The sequence below is a fragment of the Streptomyces camponoticapitis genome, from assembly GCF_014646115.1.
In the GTDB taxonomy this organism is placed as follows: Bacteria; Actinomycetota; Actinomycetes; order Streptomycetales; family Streptomycetaceae; genus Streptomyces; species Streptomyces camponoticapitis.
This window is the reverse complement of the sequence record NZ_BMMV01000023.1, coordinates 40,562-56,801: the sequence shown is the minus strand read 5'-3', so window position 1 is coordinate 56,801 and position 16,240 is coordinate 40,562. Positions and strand designations below refer to the sequence as shown.

16 protein-coding genes and 1 pseudogene are annotated in these 16,240 nt (G+C 72.3%); 9 read left to right on the top strand and 8 right to left on the bottom strand.

The features are described 5' to 3' along the window. The first annotated feature begins 16 nt into the window (after window positions 1-16). Window positions 17-550 carry a GNAT family N-acetyltransferase gene (locus IEY79_RS28745; protein ID WP_189110546.1) on the top strand — a complete coding sequence of 178 codons (534 nt, stop codon included), beginning with the start codon at window positions 17-19 and terminating at the stop codon, window positions 548-550. On the opposite strand, the gene IEY79_RS28740 is transcribed toward IEY79_RS28745, so the two are convergent. Next, window positions 531-1,964 carry an MFS transporter gene (locus tag IEY79_RS28740; protein ID WP_189110620.1) on the bottom strand — a complete coding sequence of 478 codons (1,434 nt, stop codon included), beginning with the start codon at window positions 1,962-1,964 and terminating at the stop codon, window positions 531-533. The genes IEY79_RS28745 and IEY79_RS28740 overlap by 20 nt on opposite strands. Before the next feature lie 292 nt (window positions 1,965-2,256). Between IEY79_RS28740 and IEY79_RS28735 the strand changes: the two genes are divergently transcribed. From IEY79_RS28735 to IEY79_RS28725, 3 genes are read left to right on the top strand one after another with little or no spacing between them, the layout of a single operon-like run. After that, window positions 2,257-2,745, top strand: coding sequence for a MarR family winged helix-turn-helix transcriptional regulator (locus IEY79_RS28735; protein WP_189110545.1), 489 nt, complete (start codon window positions 2,257-2,259; stop codon window positions 2,743-2,745). Between the two features lie 44 nt (window positions 2,746-2,789). Continuing rightward, window positions 2,790-3,455 carry a TetR/AcrR family transcriptional regulator gene (locus IEY79_RS28730; protein ID WP_189110544.1) on the top strand — a complete coding sequence of 222 codons (666 nt, stop codon included), beginning with the start codon at window positions 2,790-2,792 and terminating at the stop codon, window positions 3,453-3,455. A 43-nt stretch (window positions 3,456-3,498) separates the two neighbouring features. Then, on the top strand, window positions 3,499-5,583 hold the full coding sequence (locus IEY79_RS28725) for a HelD family protein (protein ID WP_189110543.1): 2,085 nt from the start codon (window positions 3,499-3,501) through the stop codon (window positions 5,581-5,583). A gap of 39 nt (window positions 5,584-5,622) precedes the next feature. On the opposite strand, the gene IEY79_RS28720 is transcribed toward IEY79_RS28725, so the two are convergent. Beyond that, window positions 5,623-6,519, bottom strand: coding sequence for an aminoglycoside phosphotransferase family protein (locus IEY79_RS28720; RefSeq protein ID WP_189110619.1), 897 nt, complete (start codon window positions 6,517-6,519; stop codon window positions 5,623-5,625). Further along, complete coding sequence (locus IEY79_RS28715; RefSeq protein ID WP_189110542.1) at window positions 6,519-6,965, bottom strand: cytidine deaminase family protein; 447 nt, start codon at window positions 6,963-6,965, stop codon at window positions 6,519-6,521. The genes IEY79_RS28720 and IEY79_RS28715 overlap by 1 nt, the downstream gene beginning before the upstream one ends. A 137-nt stretch (window positions 6,966-7,102) precedes the next feature. On the opposite strand from IEY79_RS28715, the gene IEY79_RS28710 reads away from it, so the two are divergent. Continuing rightward, entirely contained in the window at window positions 7,103-7,597 is a 495-nt protein-coding gene (locus IEY79_RS28710; RefSeq protein WP_189110541.1) for a GNAT family N-acetyltransferase, read from the top strand. Here the strand turns inward: IEY79_RS28710 and IEY79_RS28705 are convergent. Further along, complete coding sequence (locus IEY79_RS28705; RefSeq protein WP_189110540.1) at window positions 7,576-8,274, bottom strand: GNAT family N-acetyltransferase; 699 nt, start codon at window positions 8,272-8,274, stop codon at window positions 7,576-7,578. The two genes, IEY79_RS28710 and IEY79_RS28705, sit on opposite strands and share 22 nt — an antisense overlap. A gap of 156 nt (window positions 8,275-8,430) precedes the next feature. Between IEY79_RS28705 and IEY79_RS28700 the strand changes: the two genes are divergently transcribed. Beyond that, window positions 8,431-9,666: an epoxide hydrolase family protein gene (locus tag IEY79_RS28700; RefSeq protein WP_189110539.1), complete on the top strand. Its 1,236-nt coding sequence runs from the start codon at window positions 8,431-8,433 to the stop codon at window positions 9,664-9,666. Window positions 9,667-9,788: 122 nt separating this feature from the next. Beyond that, window positions 9,789-10,145 (top strand): annotated as a pseudogene (locus IEY79_RS28695) (formylglycine-generating enzyme family protein); the annotation flags it as partial. A gap of 125 nt (window positions 10,146-10,270) precedes the next feature. On the opposite strand, the gene IEY79_RS28690 reads toward IEY79_RS28695, so the two are convergent. Then, window positions 10,271-11,050, bottom strand: a complete 780-nt coding sequence (locus IEY79_RS28690; RefSeq protein WP_189110538.1) for an SDR family oxidoreductase — start codon at window positions 11,048-11,050, stop codon at window positions 10,271-10,273. A 99-nt stretch (window positions 11,051-11,149) separates the two neighbouring features. Between IEY79_RS28690 and IEY79_RS28685 the strand changes: the two genes are divergently transcribed. Continuing rightward, window positions 11,150-12,085, top strand: coding sequence for a sigma-70 family RNA polymerase sigma factor (locus IEY79_RS28685; RefSeq protein WP_189110537.1), 936 nt, complete (start codon window positions 11,150-11,152; stop codon window positions 12,083-12,085). Window positions 12,086-12,130: 45 nt separating this feature from the next. Here IEY79_RS28685 and IEY79_RS28680 read toward each other — a convergent pair whose 3' ends face one another. Together IEY79_RS28680 and IEY79_RS28675 are read right to left on the bottom strand one after the other, a co-directional pair. Beyond that, entirely contained in the window at window positions 12,131-12,964 is an 834-nt protein-coding gene (locus tag IEY79_RS28680; protein ID WP_189110536.1) for a class I SAM-dependent methyltransferase, read from the bottom strand. Between the two features lie 129 nt (window positions 12,965-13,093). Then, a complete protein-coding gene (locus tag IEY79_RS28675) occupies window positions 13,094-13,711 on the bottom strand; it encodes a helix-turn-helix transcriptional regulator (RefSeq protein ID WP_189110535.1) in 618 nt (205 codons plus the stop codon). A 118-nt stretch (window positions 13,712-13,829) separates the two neighbouring features. Between IEY79_RS28675 and IEY79_RS28670 the strand changes: the two genes are divergently transcribed. Continuing rightward, the gene (locus tag IEY79_RS28670) at window positions 13,830-15,056 is read left to right on the top strand and encodes an MFS transporter (RefSeq protein WP_189110534.1); all 1,227 of its coding nucleotides are present in this window, start codon (window positions 13,830-13,832) and stop codon (window positions 15,054-15,056) included. Window positions 15,057-15,457: 401 nt separating this feature from the next. Here IEY79_RS28670 and IEY79_RS28665 read toward each other — a convergent pair whose 3' ends face one another. Beyond that, complete coding sequence (locus tag IEY79_RS28665; RefSeq protein ID WP_229701201.1) at window positions 15,458-16,195, bottom strand: hypothetical protein; 738 nt, start codon at window positions 16,193-16,195, stop codon at window positions 15,458-15,460. Between the last annotated feature and the right edge of the window lie 45 nt (window positions 16,196-16,240).

The following is a 16,240-nucleotide window of genomic DNA, read 5'->3' as shown; positions in this document are numbered from 1 at the left end:
CTGACAGGATGGGCGCATGACCGAGATCCGCACGCCCCGCCTCCTCCTCCGCCGCTGGACCGACGACGACCTCGCCGCCATGGCCGAGATCAACTCGGACCCGCAGGTCATGCGCTGGATCGGCGACGGCTCGGTCCGCGACCTGGACGAGACGGCCGAGGACATCGAGCGCTGGGAGGAGGAGTGGGACGAGGAGGGCTTCGGGCTCTTCGCCGTCGAACTGCTCGCCTCGGGCGAACTGATCGGCGTCGCCGGCCTCTCCGTACCCGAGTATCTGCCGGAGGTGCTGCCCGACGTGGAGATCAGCTGGCGGCTCGGCGCGCAGTTCTGGGGCCAGGGTTACGCCTCCGAGGCCGCCCACGCCGTGCTGGAGTTCGCCCTCCAGGACCGGGGTCTGGAGCGTGTCGTCGCCGTGAACCGGGTGGGCAACGACGAGTCCGAGAACGTGATCGGCAAGCTGGACATGGTCCTCGACCGGGAGACGAAGCACCCGGTGTACGGCTTCGCGCTGAACATCCACACCATCGACCTCACCGAGTACGAGGCCTGAGCACCGCGTACGCCACCACGAAAGCGGTCACGAGCAGTCCGGCCCCCACGCCGAATGCCAGGTGGTAGCCGGCGGTCAGCGCCTCGGCCTCGCTCGCGCCGTCCGTCAGCAGGCGCTCGCTCCGCGAGGCCGCCAGCGTCGACAGAACGGCGACGCCCACCGCCATCCCGATCTGCTGAGTGGTGTTGAAGAGCCCGGAGGCGAGCCCCGCGTCCTCTTCCCCGGCGTCGGACATCCCGAGCGACGTCAGGGCCGGAAGGGCCAGCCCGAAGCCCGCGGCGAGCAGCATCAGAGGCAGCACGTCGGTCGCGTAGTCCGCGTCGGCGGGTATCCGGGTGAGCAGCACGAGGAGCGTGATCAGCAGCAGGAGGCCGGTCAGCAGGACGTTGCGCTCGCCGAAGCGGGCGTTCAGCCGGGCGGAGACGCCCAGTGACACGGCGCCGATGACGATCGCGGCGGGCAGCATCGCGAGGCCGGTCTCGCCGGCGCCGTAGCCGAGCACCCGCTGGAGGTGCAGCGCCAGGATGATCTGGAACGAGAACAGCGCGGCGACCATCAGCATCTGGACGGCGTTGGCTCCGGCCACCGCGCGCGAACGGAAGATCCGCAGGGGCATGAGCGGGGTCGCGGCGGTCGCCTGGCGGGCGACGAACGCGCCGATCAGGGCGGCGGCGAGGGCGCCGAGACCCAGCGTGTGCGCCGAGACCCAGCCGTACCGCTCGACCTCGACGACGGTGTAGATGCCCAGCATCAGACCGGCCGTGATGAGCAGCGCGCCGATGATGTCGGCGCCGGCGGCGAGGCCGCGTGTGCCCGAGCCGGTGGCTTCGCTCGTGACCCTGCCCGTGCCGGTGCGCTTGCCGGTGCCCGTGCCGATGCCGGTGCGGACGCCGGTGCGTGTGTCGCCGGGCAGGACGCGGACCGCGAGGGCGAGGGCGGCGAGCCCGATCGGCAGGTTGATGAAGAAGATCCAGTGCCAGCTCATCGCGTCGGTGAGGAGCCCGCCCGTCACCTGGCCGATGGACGCCCCGGCCGCGCCGGTGAAGCTGAAGACGGCGATGGCCCTGGCCCGTTCCGCCGGCTCGGTGAAGAGCGTGATGAGGATGCCGAGGCTGACCGCCGCCGCCATCGCGCTGCCGATGCCCTGCAGGAACCGCGCCGCGATCAGTACGGCGGGGGAGCTCGCGGCACCCGCCAGGAGCGAGGCGGCGGTGAACACCCCCGTACCCGCGAGGAACACGCGCTTGCGCCCCAGCAGGTCGCCGAGCCGCCCCGCGAGGAGCAGCAGGCTGCCGAAGGCGATCAGGTACGCGTTCACGACCCAGCTCAGTCCGGCCGGGGTGAAGCCGAGGTCGTCCTGGATGGCGGGCATCGCGACGGTGACGATGGAGCCGTCGAGAACGATCATCAGCATGCCCGAGGCGAGGACGCCGAGGGCGAGTGAGCGGGCGCCGGCGGAGAGGGGCGGGGGAGGGGGTGGCGTGCCGGTGCGGACGCCCGTGTCTGTCCCGGTGCCTGTGTCTGTTCCGGTGTCTGTTCCTGCGGCGGTGTCTGACTCGGACATGGGTCTCTCCTGTCGATGGATCGCCTCGATGGGCCGACGGGAAAGACCTTAGCGGATAGTTCTGTTGCGGACTATCTATCTCGGACTCTGATTGGAGCCTTCCGGATAATCCGTCACGGACCGAATTGTTACGCTGGTGAACATGACCGCCATGACGCCCACCCGCTCGGAACCGGACCTCTCCTACCTCCTCGACCACACCAGCCATGTCCTGCGCACCCGCATGTCGGCCGCTCTCGCCGAGATCGGGCTCACCGCGCGTATGCACTGCGTGCTGGTGCACGCCCTGGAGGAGGAGCGCACCCAGATCCAGCTCGCCGAGATCGGCGACATGGACAAGACCACGATGGTCGTCACCGTGGACGCCCTGGAGAAGGCCGGGCTCGCCGAGCGCAAGCCGTCCAGCACGGACCGGCGCGCGCGGATCATCGCGGTCACGGACGAGGGCGCCCGGCTCGCCGTACGGAGCCAGGAGATCGTCGACGGCCTGCACCGGCAGGCGCTGGCGGGGTTCTCCGACGCCGACCGCGACACCTTCCTGCGGTTCATGAACGGCCTGGCCGAAGGGGAGTTGGCGGTGCCGGCCGAGACTCCGGGAGCGGCGCGGCGGGCGCGCCAGCGCGAGAAGTAGCCGACGGGGCCCGTGCCCCGGTCCGCTGCGTACTCTTCATCCCCATGAGCGAGACGACCGAGGACGGCGCGGACGGTCTGCGCGAGCGCAAGAAGCGGCAGACGTACGAGCGCCTGTCGGAAACGGCGATCGGGCTCTTCCTGGAGAGGGGTTTCGAGAGGGTGTCGGTGGCCGAGATCGCCGCCGCCGCCGAGGTCTCGAAGCCGACTCTCTTCCGCTACTTCCCCACCAAGGAGGACCTGGTCCTGCACCGTTTCGCCGACCACGAGGACGAGGCGGCGCGGGTGGTGACCGGCGCGCGCGGGGCGGGCTCCGCGCTGGACGCGCTGCACGCGCACTTCGCCGACGGGCTGGCCCGCCGGGACCCGGTGACCGGGCTCAGCGACGATCCGCGGGTGCTGGCCTTCCACGGTCTGCTGTACGGGACTCCGTCGCTGGTCGCGCGGGCGTACGCGTATCAGGGCCGGTCGGAGGACGCGCTGACGGGCGCGCTGACGGGCGCGCTGACGGGCGCGCCGGGCGGTGCGCCGGCGGGGGTGGCCGCGCGGCTCGCGGCCGGGCAGATCGTCGCCGTGCAGCGCGTGCTCGCCGAGGAGAACTGGCGGCGGATCGCGGCCGGCGAGAGCGCCGACCAGGTCTACGCGGACGCGGTGGTGGCGGCGGAGCTCGGGTTCGGGCAGCTGAGGGACGGGCTCGCACTCGCCGACTGATTCTCGGTAACAAACTTTACTCGGTTACGTTATTCTCGATGGAATGACGTCACTCGACCATGAGCTGAGCCATGCGCTCGGCGAAGAGCGGGCCTACCACGACAGCTGCCGTACGGCCCTGAAGGGCATGATCGACGGAGCCGGCGAACGGGTCGCCACCGGCGCGGACGTCTCCGCCTCCGGAGCGGACGCGGAGGTTCTCGGCTATCAATTCCGCAGTCACGCCAAGGAGTTGGCCGAGCTTCCGGAAGGCCCGCTGTTCTTCGGGCGGCTCGACTTCGGCACGGAGGACGGCGCCGGAGACGACGGTGCGGGAGATCTCGGCGCCGGGGACCACGCCGGGCAGAGCTACCACATCGGCCGAATCCGCGTCAGCGAACACCCCGCGTCCCCGCCCCTGGTGATCGACTGGCGCGCCCCGGTCTCGCGGGCGTTCTACCAGGCCCGCGCCGCCGACCCGCAGGGCGTCGCCGTCCGTCGCCGGTTCGGCTGGGCGCCGTGGAGCAAGGGACAGCCGGAGGACCTGACGGGCCTGGAGGACGAAGTGCTCCGGCGGGCAGGGCCGCCCGGCACCGTCCGCGCGGACGCGGCCCCCGGCGCGATCCTCGCCGGTGAGATCGAGCGCCCGCGCGTCGGCCCGATGCGCGACATCGTCGCCACCATCCAGCCCGAGCAGGACGATCTCGTACGCGACGAGGTCGCCGTGTCCGTCTGCGTCCAGGGCGCCCCCGGCACCGGCAAGACCGCTGTCGGCCTCCACCGCGCCGCGTATCTCCTCTACACCCACCCCGACCGGATCAAGCGCGGCGGACTGCTCATCCTCGGACCCAACCGCACCTTCCTCTCCTACATCGCCGAGGTGCTGCCCTCTCTCGGCGAGACGGGCGTCCGCCAGTCCACGATCGAGGACGAGGTCGCCCGCCACCCGGTCCGGGCGGAGGACGACGCGGCCGCCGCCCTCGTCAAACACGACGTGCGGATGGCGGCCGTGCTGCGCCGCGCGCTGTACGGGCGGGTGCGGAATCCCGTGGGCCCCCTTGAGGTGCCGGACGGTTCGTACCGCTGGCGGGTGCCGGCGGAAGAGCTGGCGCGGATCGTCGCCGACGTACGGGAGGAGGCACCGCCGTACGCGATCGGCCGTGAGCGCGTCCGCACCCGCGCCGTACGGCTGATCCAGCGGCAGGCCGAACGGCGCGCGGGGGTCACGAACAACGCCTGGCTCCAGAAGATCTCCCGCGCCCGGCCGGTGTCCGCGTTCGTAAACGAGGTCTGGCCGAAGGTGAGCCCGGAGGAGGTGGTGGCGGAGCTGCTGTCCGATCCGGCCGGGCCGGCCGACGGCATCCTCGACGCGGACGAACTGCGGGCGCTGACCTGGTCACGGCGTCGTTCCGCGCGTACGGCCCCGTGGTCGGCGGCCGATCTGCTCCTCCTGGACGAGGTGGCCGGGCTTCTCGAACGGCAGGAGAGCTACGGCCACGTCGTGGTGGACGAGGCGCAGGACCTCTCCCCGATGCAGTGCCGCGCCATCGCCCGCCGCGCCGGATTCGGCTCGCTGACCGTGCTCGGCGATCTGGCGCAGGGCACCACCCCGTGGGCCGCCCGCGCTTGGCGGGAGCACCTCGCGCATCTGGGGGCGCCCGATGCCCCGGTGGCTCAACTGACCGTGGGATTCCGCGTTCCGGGCGCGATCGTGGCGCTGACGAACCGGCTGCTCGGCACCCTGGGGGTGGATGTGGCGCCCGCCACGTCGCTGCGCGCGGACGGTGACCTGCGGATCGAGAAGGTGCGCGACGCGGCGGGGATGGGCGCGGCCGTGGTCGACGCGGTCCGTGCGGCGCTGCCGTACGAGGGGTCGGTCGCCGTCATCGCCGCCGACAGCGACATGGCGCGGCTGCGCGAGGCGCTGACCGGGGCGGGGCTGGCGCCGGCGTCCCCCGGCGAACTGGGCGCCCGCGTCACGCTGTTGCCCGCCTCGCTCGCCAAAGGCCTCGAATACGACCATGTCGTGGCCGTCGAACCGGCCACGATCGCGGCAGCGGAAGGACGCGGCGCGCACCGGCTGTATGTGGTGCTGACGAGGGCCGTGTCCCGGCTGCATGTCCTGCACAGCGCCGAACTGCCGTTCTGAGTGCGCCGACCGGCTTGGTCCAGCCCGGCCCCGGCCCGCCTACGACCGGCGGTGGCGGTGGTCGGCCAGGACCTCGCGGATCACATGGCGTGCGTTGGCCGCCATCCCCGGGTTCGTGTGCCGGTAGTACGGGAGCTGGATCAGCGCCATCGACAGCGCCCGGCCGCGCCCACGCGCCCACGTGGCGTCGTCGGCGTCCAGGGCGGTGCGGTAGGTGTCCCGTACTCCGGCCGGGAGGAGGTTCCAGGCGGGGATCAGATCGGATGCGGGGTCGCCCACCCCCGTCGTGCCGAAGTCGATGACGCCGGTGAGCCGTCCGCCGTCGACCAGCAGATTGCCCGGCATCAGGTCCGAGTGGACCCAGACGGGCGGGCCGTCCCAGTCGGGTGCGAGCAGATCGGCGTCCCATGCGGCGGTCGCCCCGTCGGTGTCGATGATCCCGCCCAGTGCGCGCAGCTCGGAGAGGGCGGCGCGGGTCGGCTCGTCGTCCTCGGCCAGCGGCCCGCTGCGGTAGGCGGGCGGCGCGTCCGTGATGTCGAGCCGGCGCAGTGCCCTGACGACGCCGGCCAGGTCCGCCGCCAGCGGCCCCGGTGCGGTGAGGCCGCCGGCCTCCGGGTGCGTCCCGTCGAGCCAGCGGTTGACCGACCACGGCCAGGGATAGCCCTCGGCGGGCGTGCCCAGGCCGAGGACGGTGGGGATGGGCACCGGCAGGCGCGGGGCGAGCCACGGCAGCCACCGGTGCTCCTTGGCGATGTCGGCCACGCCGCCCTCGATACGGGGGAGCCGTACGGCCATGTCGTCGCCGAGCCGGTACACCGCGTTGACGGTGCCGCCGGACGGGAACTGCTCGACGGGGAGCCCGGCCCACCGCGGGAACTGCGCGGCGAGCAGCCGGCGCACGAGGCCCACGTCGGTCGGCACCTCGTCGGCGTGCATCATGCGGGGTCCTCGGGATCCTCGGTGTCTGTGTGCGGAGAGTTGTTCTCGGCGACCTCGTAGGCGTACGGCAGCAGCTCCCGTACCGGCACCGTCCGGGGACCGTCCGCCGTCGGCACGACCACCCCGACCAGCGGGAAGTAGTCCAGCAGCACCTGTCGGCAGCGCCCGCAGGGCGGCAGCACGCCCCGTCCGTCGCTCCCGACGGCCACCACGGTGACCAGGTCGTACGCGCCGACGGCCGCCGCCGCGCCGATGGTGACCAGCTCGGCGCAGGGGCCACCGGTGAAGTGGTACACGTTCAGACCGGTGACGATCCGGCCGTCACGGTCACGGGCGGCGCAGGCCACGGTGTGGTCGTCGCCCCTGGCACGGTCCACGACGAGCCGGGTCGCCACGGCGACGAGTTCCTGGTCGGCCAGGTCGTGATCGAGGTCTGCTGTCACGCGACGGAACGGTACTCGCGGCCGGTCGGCCGGCCCACCGGAATACGGCGTCGGGGGAACCGCGCCCCCCTCGACGTGACACCTGCCGGGAGAAATTCCGGGCCATGACCCGGACGGGTCCGGGTAGCGTGCCGGGCATGGCCGACATTCAGCTGCTCCGCCTCGACCACGCTCCCGCACTGCTCGCGTTCGAGCAGGAGAACCGGGCCTACTTCGCCGCGTCGATTCCCGACCGTGGTGACTCGTACTTCTCCGCCTTCGCCGAGCGGCTCGGCGATCTGCTCACCGAGCAGGCCGCCGGCCTGCACTTCTTCCATGTGCTGGTGAGCGGGGACGGCGGTTCGACGGACGAGATACTCGGGCGCGTCAACCTCGTCGACGTGACGGACGGCTCCGCCGAGCTGGGCTACCGGATCGCGGAGAAGGCGGCGGGCAAGGGAGTGGCGACGGACGCGGTGCGGAGGCTCTGCCTGCTGGCGGCCGAGACGTACGGGCTGACCGCGCTGCACGCGAGGACGACCCTCGACAACCCCGCCTCGCACGCCGTACTGACGCGTGCGGGGTTCGTGTCCACCGGCGAGATCGACATCAGCGGCCGCCCGGGTAGGAGCTATATCCGCACGCTGAGCTGAGCGCCCAGCTCCCGGAAGCCGAGGCTCGCCGCCACCCGCCGCGACGCGTACGGCCGGGCCCGCCACTGCGGCAGCAGACCGGCGTCGAGCGCGTGCGAGACGGCGGCCGATGCCACGATCCGGGCCAGGCCCCGGCGCCGCCGGTGCGGGGCGACGAGGACGCTCATATGGGCGACCGACCGCGGCCAGGCCATGTAACCGGCCGCCGCCACCACCTCCCCGCCCTCGCGCAGCAGGAACGCCGGTGAGGTGATCTCCTCCAGCCCGCTCTCGTCCGCGTCGGCCGTCCCGACGGCGGCCAGCAGCGCGGCCGGCGCGCGGTCGTCGTCCGCCACCCGCTGGTCGGGCACGGGGGTGGACCCGTCCCCGCCCCGTTCCGGATAGAGGAGCGCGGCGGGCCCCAGCACGTCGAGCACGGGGGCGGTACCGCTCAGCGCGTCGCGGAGCCGGGCCGGGTCGACCAGTTCCCGGCACGACAGCTCCCTCGCCGCCTCGCGCATCGCCTCGGCGCCCCGCGCGTCGGGCGCGGTGACGACGGCGGTGTCGCCGATCCGTACGATCCCGGCCCACCCCGGCGGACAGAGCAGCGAGTCGGGCGCGACCGCGACACCGGCGGGGGAGGCGAACTCGACCTGGACTCCGGCGAGTTCGGTCCACAGCGCGCGTGCGTTGCTCACGGCCGATGCGGCGGGGCGGGATCGTGGCGGGTCATGTGCCGACGGTAGGGCGGAAAGCGGGCGCGCCGCGACCGACTTTGCGGAGGTTCCCCGCCTCACGCCGCGTGGTGAATATTCGCGACGCGCCCGACGGCGCAGGCCCTAGCATGCGCGGCTATGAGCACCGACCCGCCCGCCAGTCCGTCCCGTATCGACCGGAACCGCATGGACCCGTACCGCGTCGACATCCCGCAGGGCGATCTGGACGATCTTCATGACCGCCTCGACCGCACCCGCTGGCCCGACGAACTGCCGGGCGCGGGCTGGGACTACGGCATCCCGGGCGACGAGCTCCGGGCGCTGGCCCACCACTGGCGGCACACGTACGACTGGCGGGCGGCCGAGGCCGAGCTGAACCGGTGGCCGCAGTTCACCACCACCGTCGACGGCGCGCACATCCACTTCGCGCACATCAGGTCCCCGGAACCGGACGCGACGCCGCTGATCATGACGCACGGCTGGCCGGGCTCGATCGTCGAGTTCACCGACGTGGCCGGCCCGCTCACCGACCCCCGCGCGCACGGCGGCGACCCGGCCGACGCCTTCCACCTGGTGCTGCCGGGCATCCCCGGCTTCGGACTCTCGGGCCCCACGCGGGAGAAGGGCTGGGAGTACCGGCGGGTGGCCGGGGCGTTCGCGGTACTGATGGAGCGGCTGGGGTACGAGCGGTACGGCACCCAGGGCGGTGACTGGGGAGCGGCCGTCTCCCGCGAACTGGGCCGTATCCGGCCCGGCCGGGTCGTCGGCGTACACCTCAATCTGCTGCCGGGCGGCGGCGCGACGCATGAGCCGACCGAGCCCGAACTGGCGGCGCTGAGCCCGGAGGAGCGCCGGCGTACGCGGGAATCCTGGGAGCGGGGGCGGGAGTTCGCCCGCGACCGCCAGGGGTACGCCGACATCCAGGCGACGCGCCCGCAGACCCTGGCATACGGTCTGCACGACTCGCCCGTCGGCCAACTGGCCTGGATCGCCGAGAAGTTCCACGAATGGACCGACACGACGGACGGCCGCCCCTACGGCGCCGTCGACCGCGACCGGCTGCTCACGAACGTGATGCTGTACTGGCTGACCGGCACGGCCGGCTCGTCCGCCCGCATCTACTACGAGCGGGCCCACGCCGACTACTGGACTTCACCACCCGAGCCGTCCCCGGTCCCGACCGCGCTGGCCGACTTCCCGCACGACAACTTCATCCCCCTGCGCCACATCGCGGACCGCACGAACAACATCACGCGCTGGACCTCGTACGACAGGGGCGGCCACTTCCCGGCCCTGGAGGTCCCGGACCTGCTGGTGGCCGACGTACGGGCCTTCTTCCGCACACTCCGGGACCGAACCGGCGACGCCGCCTGATGGTGGCCGCTCTCCTCGCCGCCTGGTCCCGAGGTCCTTGTCGTCGTAGGTCCAACGCCCGATGAGCCGTGCGGGCGTTGGGGTGATCATGAGGGCAGGCCGAGCGAGCGGTGGAGGCGGCGATGCCGGTGGAACAGGTGGACTGGGTCGGGATCCCGGCCGGGGTGCTGCTGCGCGGGACGCCCGTCGACGAGGTGGCGGAAGTGGCGCACCGGTACGCCGACACGGGGGTGCCGGTGGAGTGGTACGCGAAGGAGGCCCCGCGTACGGAGATCCACCTCCCGGCCTTCCGGATCGCCCGCACCCCTGTCACCGTCGGGCAGTGGACGCTCTTCGCGCGGGCCACGGGCAGGACTTCGCCGCGGACGCCGGAGGACCATCCGGTCGTCGGGGTCACCTGGGGCGAGGCGGTGGCCTACTGCCGGTGGCTCGGTGAACGGCTCGGGGGGCTTGAGGTGCGGCTGCCCACCGAGGACGAAGTCGGGGACGGGGTGGGTGCGGGGGCTGTTCACGGGCTCACTGTGCCGGAGGAGGTGGCGCGTGGCCACGCAATATGCCGCGCACGCCGGGGCCGCGCACGGAGCACTCTCCTACCGCTGCCTCATCAGCGACCGCCGACCCGCTCCGCGAGGAAGTCCTCCCAGGTCCGCGTTCCGAGGTCGGCGCCGTCGAGGGTCAGATTGTCCTCGGCGCGGTACGCCCGGCCCACCTTGCCCGGAACCCGGAAGGGCAGTGCGGGCCGCCGCGTCGGCCGGCCGTTGCCGCGTGCCCGGAGGTATCCGCGGCTCAGCTCGGCCAGCGCGTACACCTCGGGGCCGGCCAGATCGGCGACCCGGCCGGCCGGTTCGCCGAGCGTCAGTTCCACGAGACGGTCCGCCACGTCACGCGCGTCGACCGGCTGCATCCGCACCCCGCCGGGCGCGGGGATCACCGGCAGTCTCGCCATGGACCGCGTCACGGTGAGGACCAGGTCATGGAACTGCGCCGCCCGCAGCGTCGTCCACGGCAGCCCCGAATCCTCCACGGCCCGCTCGGCGCCCAGCTTGGACCTGAAGTAGCCGAGCGGCATCAGGTCCGCGCCGATGACCGAGATGTGGACCAGATGCCGTACGCCCACACGCGACGCGGCCCGCACCAGATTCCTGGTCGCCTCGTCGTCCCCCTTGGCGGCGCCCGCGAGATGCAGCACGGTCTCGGCGCCGTCCACCGCGGACTCGATCCCCTCGCCCTTGAGCAGGTCGGCGGTGACGTACTCGACGCCGTCCTTCGCGTCGCGGCCGTGCCGGCTGAGCACCCGTACCTTGTGGTCCGTGTCGCGCAGCAGCGGCGTGACAAGGCGTCCGAGGGTGCCCGTACCGCCCGTGACCAGGATCGACGACGTCATGGCTTCTCCAAGCTCTCGCGGACCGGCTGCTCGCCGGTCACATCGACGGGGTTGAGAGGGTCTACTTCAGTGACACCGGGCGAACGAGGAATGTGACCGATGGACGAGAGCACGCGGCTGCTGGAGCGTTTTGAGGAGGACCGGCCTCGGCTGGGCGCGGTGGCCTATCGGATGCTCGGCTCCGCGAGCGAGGCCGACGACGCCGTCCAGGAGACCTGGCTGCGGCTCGACCGCGCCGACACCGGCGAGGTCGAGAATCTGCGCGGGTGGCTGACCACGGTGGTGGCGCGGGTGTGTCTGAACATGCTGCGTACGCGCGCCTCCCGGCGCGAGGAACCGCTCGACGCGCCGGACCGCGCACCGATCGGCGTATGGACCGGTGTACCGGGCGGCCCGGCCGGCCGGCCCGATCCGGCCGAGGGGCGCGGCGACCGGAGTGACCCCGAGGAGGAGGCGCTGCTCGCCGACTCGGTCGGGCTGGCGCTGCTGGTCGTCCTCGACACGCTGGCACCGGCCGAGCGGCTGGCCTTCGTGCTGCACGACATGTTCGCCGTGCCGTTCGACGAGATCGCGCCGATGATCGAGCGCTCCCCGGCGGCGGCCCGCCAGCTCGCGAGCCGTGCGCGCCGCCGGGTCAAGGGGGCCTCACCCGTACCCGAGCGGGATCTGGCGCGCAGGCGCCGGGTCGTCGACGCGTTCCTCGCGGCATCCCGGGGCGGGGACTTCGAGGCGCTGGTCGCGCTGCTCGACTCGGACGTGGTCCTGCGGGCCGACCGGTCGGCGGGGCCGACCCGCGGACCGATCACGCTCCGTGGCGCCCAGAACGTGGGCAAGGGCGCGTCCATGGCCGCGGAACGGGTCAGGTTCACGCAGCCCGCCCTGGTGAACGGCTCGCCGGGGCTCGTGATGGCGCCGGGCGGACGGCTGTTCCTCGTTCTCGCGTTCTCGATCGAGGACGGCAAGGTGACGGAGATCGACATCATCGCGGACGCGGAGCGGCTGGCGGGGGTGGAGGTGGCGGTCCTCGACGCGTGAGGCGGTGCCACGCTCGTTCACCTTCCCCGCCGAAGGTTGCTGTTGTCAGATCCGGCGTGCGGCCCACACCGAGCGCTCGGTACGGACCGTCAGATCGTCGCGGCGCACGATGCTGTGGGGGCCGTCGGTGTCGATCAGTCGGTCGAGCGCGGTGAGGTCTTCCGCCGCCAGCTCCTTCGCGACGCCGCCGCGAAGACGGGTCAGGGTGCTGACCGCGTAACGGCCGACGGCCTCGGTGTGGGGCGGCCCCAGGTTCACGGTGACGGTCCGCTCGCCCTCGACGGTGAAGCCGGCGGCGGCAAGCTTCGCCCCCCAGTCGGCGCCGCGGTGGGGCAGGTGCTCGGCGTGGTGCCGGTCGACTGCGGCGTGGCAGCGTTCTTCGAGCCCGGGACGGTCGGCCGGTGCGTCCTCGGGCAGGAAGCGCGGGAAGCCGGCCAGCTCGACGACGGCGAACAGCCCGCCGGGGGCGAGCGTCTCGTGGACCTGGCGCAGGGTGCGGTCGGGGTCGGCCATGTGGTGCATGGAGGCGGACGCCCAGACCAGTTCGGGTGTGCCCAGCTCGGGCCAGGCCCCGTCGAGGTCGGCCTGAACGGTGCGTACCCGATCGGCGAGACCGGCAGCCCCGGCCTTGTGCCGCAGCCGGTGCAGATGGCTGGTCGAGGAGTCGACGGCGGTGACGTGGGCGTTCGGGAAACGCTGGAGCAGGGCGAGGGTGCCGGCGCCGGTTCCGCAGCCCAGATCGACGATGTGGCGGGGGTCCGTCCTGACGGGGAGCCAGGAGGTGATGGAGGCGATGTGTTCCGCGAGTACCTCGGCGTCCAGATCGAGGATCTCCGACTGGTCGTCGTCGTGGTCCGCGTGTGAGGAGGTGTCTGTCATGCCGGCCACGCTATGGGGATCACGGGCGTACGGCCCGGTCGCTTCCCGGAAGAGCAAGAGGGTGGTGCCTGGCGTGCTCGCCGCGCAAGAAACGGGTGTACGGGGGGGCGTGCGGGTCTGGCCTCGGGATCAACGGGAGGGACCCTTCTGGTCCCCGGCGGCCCCGGCCCCGTCCCCGCCGCCGTCGATCCCGCGCTGATGGCCGCGGCGCGCGTCGCGGTCGAAGATGCCGAGGACGTCGCACGGCCCGCCCTCGGCGCCGAGGGCGTGCGGGAGCATCGTGGGGAACTCGGCGGCTTGGTTGGTCTCCACGCGAAAGCGCCTGTTGCCCAGGAGCAGGACGGCCGTGCCGGAGAGGACGACGAACCATTCGCGGCCCGGGTGGGCGCGCATACGGGAGGGGCCGTCGGGCGGCGGGTCGGTCAGACGCTGCCGTACGACGGTCATGCCCGGGTCCGCCCGGACCGGCCAGCGCATCTGCTGATGCGCGGCGTCGATCGTCGGGCTGGAGATGACATCGTCCGCGGCCGTCTCGACGAGCTGGTCGAGGGTGGTGTCCAGGGCGCGGGCGAGGGTGACGAGCTGATCGAGCGCGAGGCGGCGCCGGCCGTTCTCGATCCGGCTCAGCGTGGAGGGACTGAGCCGGGCGCGGCCGGCCAACTCGTCCAGGGACCAGCCCTGCGCCACGCGCAGCGCGCGGATCCGTTGGCGTACCAGGCTGTCGAGATCCCCATCGTCTTGCGTCATAGGCAAGATGATATGCCTCATGCGCAAAGGCCGCTGGGTGTCGGCCGCGCGCTCGTCCCGGCACCAGGGAGGCGGAAAACCGCACAGGGGTACCGGGCATGCCCCGAGACTTCGGCGCATGCGCAGCTACCGCTCCCTGTTCCATACCCCGGAGTTCACGCCGTTCCTGCTCTCCTTCGCCGCGTTCGCCGCCGCCCAGACGATCGGTGGCCTGGCGCTGGGCACGCTGGTCTTCCGGGCCACCGGATCCCCGTTCCTGTCGGCGATGGGCATGTTCGGCCCGCAGGTGGCGCAGTTGGCCGGAGCCACGTTCCTGCTGTCGGCCGCCGACCGCCTGCCGCCGCGGGCGATCCTGTCCGGTCTCGCCCTCGCCTTCGCCGTCTGCACGGCCGTTCTGGCGCTGCCCGGCCTGCCCCTTTGGGCGGTCTTCGCCGTGCTGCTTGCACAGGGCCTGGTCGCCTCGCTGGGCGGGGGAGTGCGCGGGGGGCTGCTGAACGAGATCCTGTCCAAGGACAACTATGTGCTCGGCCGTTCGGTGTACAGCATGCTCTGGGGCCTGACACAGATGGCCGGGTTCGCGACCGGCGGCGTACTGCTGACGCTCTTGTCCCCACGGACCTGTCTGCTCCTCGCGGCGGCGCTGTACCTGGCGTCGGCCCTCGTCACCGGAGTGGGCCTGACGGCGCGCCCGCCACGCGCCTCCGGCCGCCCGTCCGTCTCCGCGACCCGGCGCACCAACGCCCTGCTGTGGTCCTCACGCCCCCGCCGCCTGGCGTACCTCGGCCTGTGGGTCCCCAACGGCATGATCGTCGGCAGCGATTCGCTGTACGTCTCCTACACCCCCGAAGCCGCCGGCACGCTCTACGCGTGCGGGGCGCTGGGCATGTTCCTGGGCGACATGGCGGTGGGCCGCCTGCTGCCGCCGGCGCTGCGCCCCCGGCTCGCGACCCCGCTCCGCCTGCTGCTGGCGGTCCCCTATCTGCTCTTCGTCCTGCGGCCCGGAGTCGCGGTGTCGGCCGTGGCCGTCACCGTCGCCTCGGCCGGCTTCGCCGCGAGCCTGATCCTCCAGGAACGCCTGCTGTCGCTCACCCCCGACGACCTCACGGGCCAGGCCCTCGGCCTCCACGCCACCGGCATGGCGGCCCTGCAGGGCATCGGCGCCGCCCTCGCCGGCGCACTGGCCCAACTGACCTCCCCGGCAACGGCGATGACACTGATGGCGGCGGGATCGGTCACCGCGACGCTGACTCTCGCGGCACTCGGCAGCCCCGAGGAACGACGCCCGACCGTCCGTCCCTCGGGATCGTCCGGGTGCGCAAGCGGGCGGCCGGAGGCGGGATCCTGAACTCGCACGCCATGGAAGAGATCGTCAGGCTCGGAGAGGTCAACTGCCCGTCCGGGACCCTGGTCGTCGTCCGCCCATGGCGGCATGCCGGAGCAGGGTGGGCGTCCCTGATTCGGGAGCGGCCGGCCATGTCCTGGAGCACGGAGGTCACCGAACCCCCACAGCGGCACTCCGAGTACCCACGTCTCGTGGTCCCACAGGAACCGCGCCATAGAAGGCGCTGACGCGATCCAGGGTCCACCAATCGCGCACTTCGGTGGGGAGTGCCGCCCCGAGGTCTGCCTCGATCGCGCGGAGCCGACCCTGCTCCGCAGCGGCCCTTACCGGCGTCCGGTGGAGACGATCTTTGAACCAGGCGTCGATGCGGTCCCACGACTTCCGCACTCCGTGATCAGTCGGGGTCATGGCCGGGAGTCTCTCAAGGAGCTCTGACAGGTGCGTTCAGGGCCCGCGAAGCCGGCCCCGGTCAGGGAAGCCGGGTCAGCCGCGATGGCATAGCCGATCGCGGCGGCTGCGTCGGCGATGTCCGCCAGAGATGCCTTGTCGTTCAAAGCGGTGACCACATCCTGGGTCAGTGGGCGGATGGCATACACGTGGCGCACCGCGTCGATGTCGACCGGGACCTCGTAGTAGTCCTCAGCGAACTTCTGGAATGCCTCCGGCGATGGGTCGACCAGCAAGTGAAACAGCCAACCCGAGCCATCAGGATCGGCGCTGTCCTCAGGGAAGTCGATTTTTCCCGCCTGCCAGTGCTCGCTTCCTGCCTCACGCCACACGCAGGCCGTCACCCTGGGCATTCCGTCGTCGGTGAAGGCCGGCTCTTCAACGCAACTGCGGAACACCTCAGGGACCGAGTCCACGACGCCCGGCCAGGGCTCGTCGTCGACATACGGGCTCATCGCCGACTCATGGTCGAAGCCTCGGACATACGCGCCCGCCGGAGAGAAGACGACGTCGAACTCGTCCCCCGAGCCGTTGCGCATGGAGGCGATCTCCTCCGTCTCGGACCAAGCCCGGCTGAACGAGTAGTAGCGCTCGCCGTCAGGGTTCAGCACGGCCTCCAGCATGGCCATCGACCGACACCGGTCCCGCAGCGTCGGGATGTCAGGAAGCGCCTCGGCAACATCGTGAACGGTCATGGCGCCCATCGAAGCGCACGCCACTGACACCACCCCCCCTGCGGG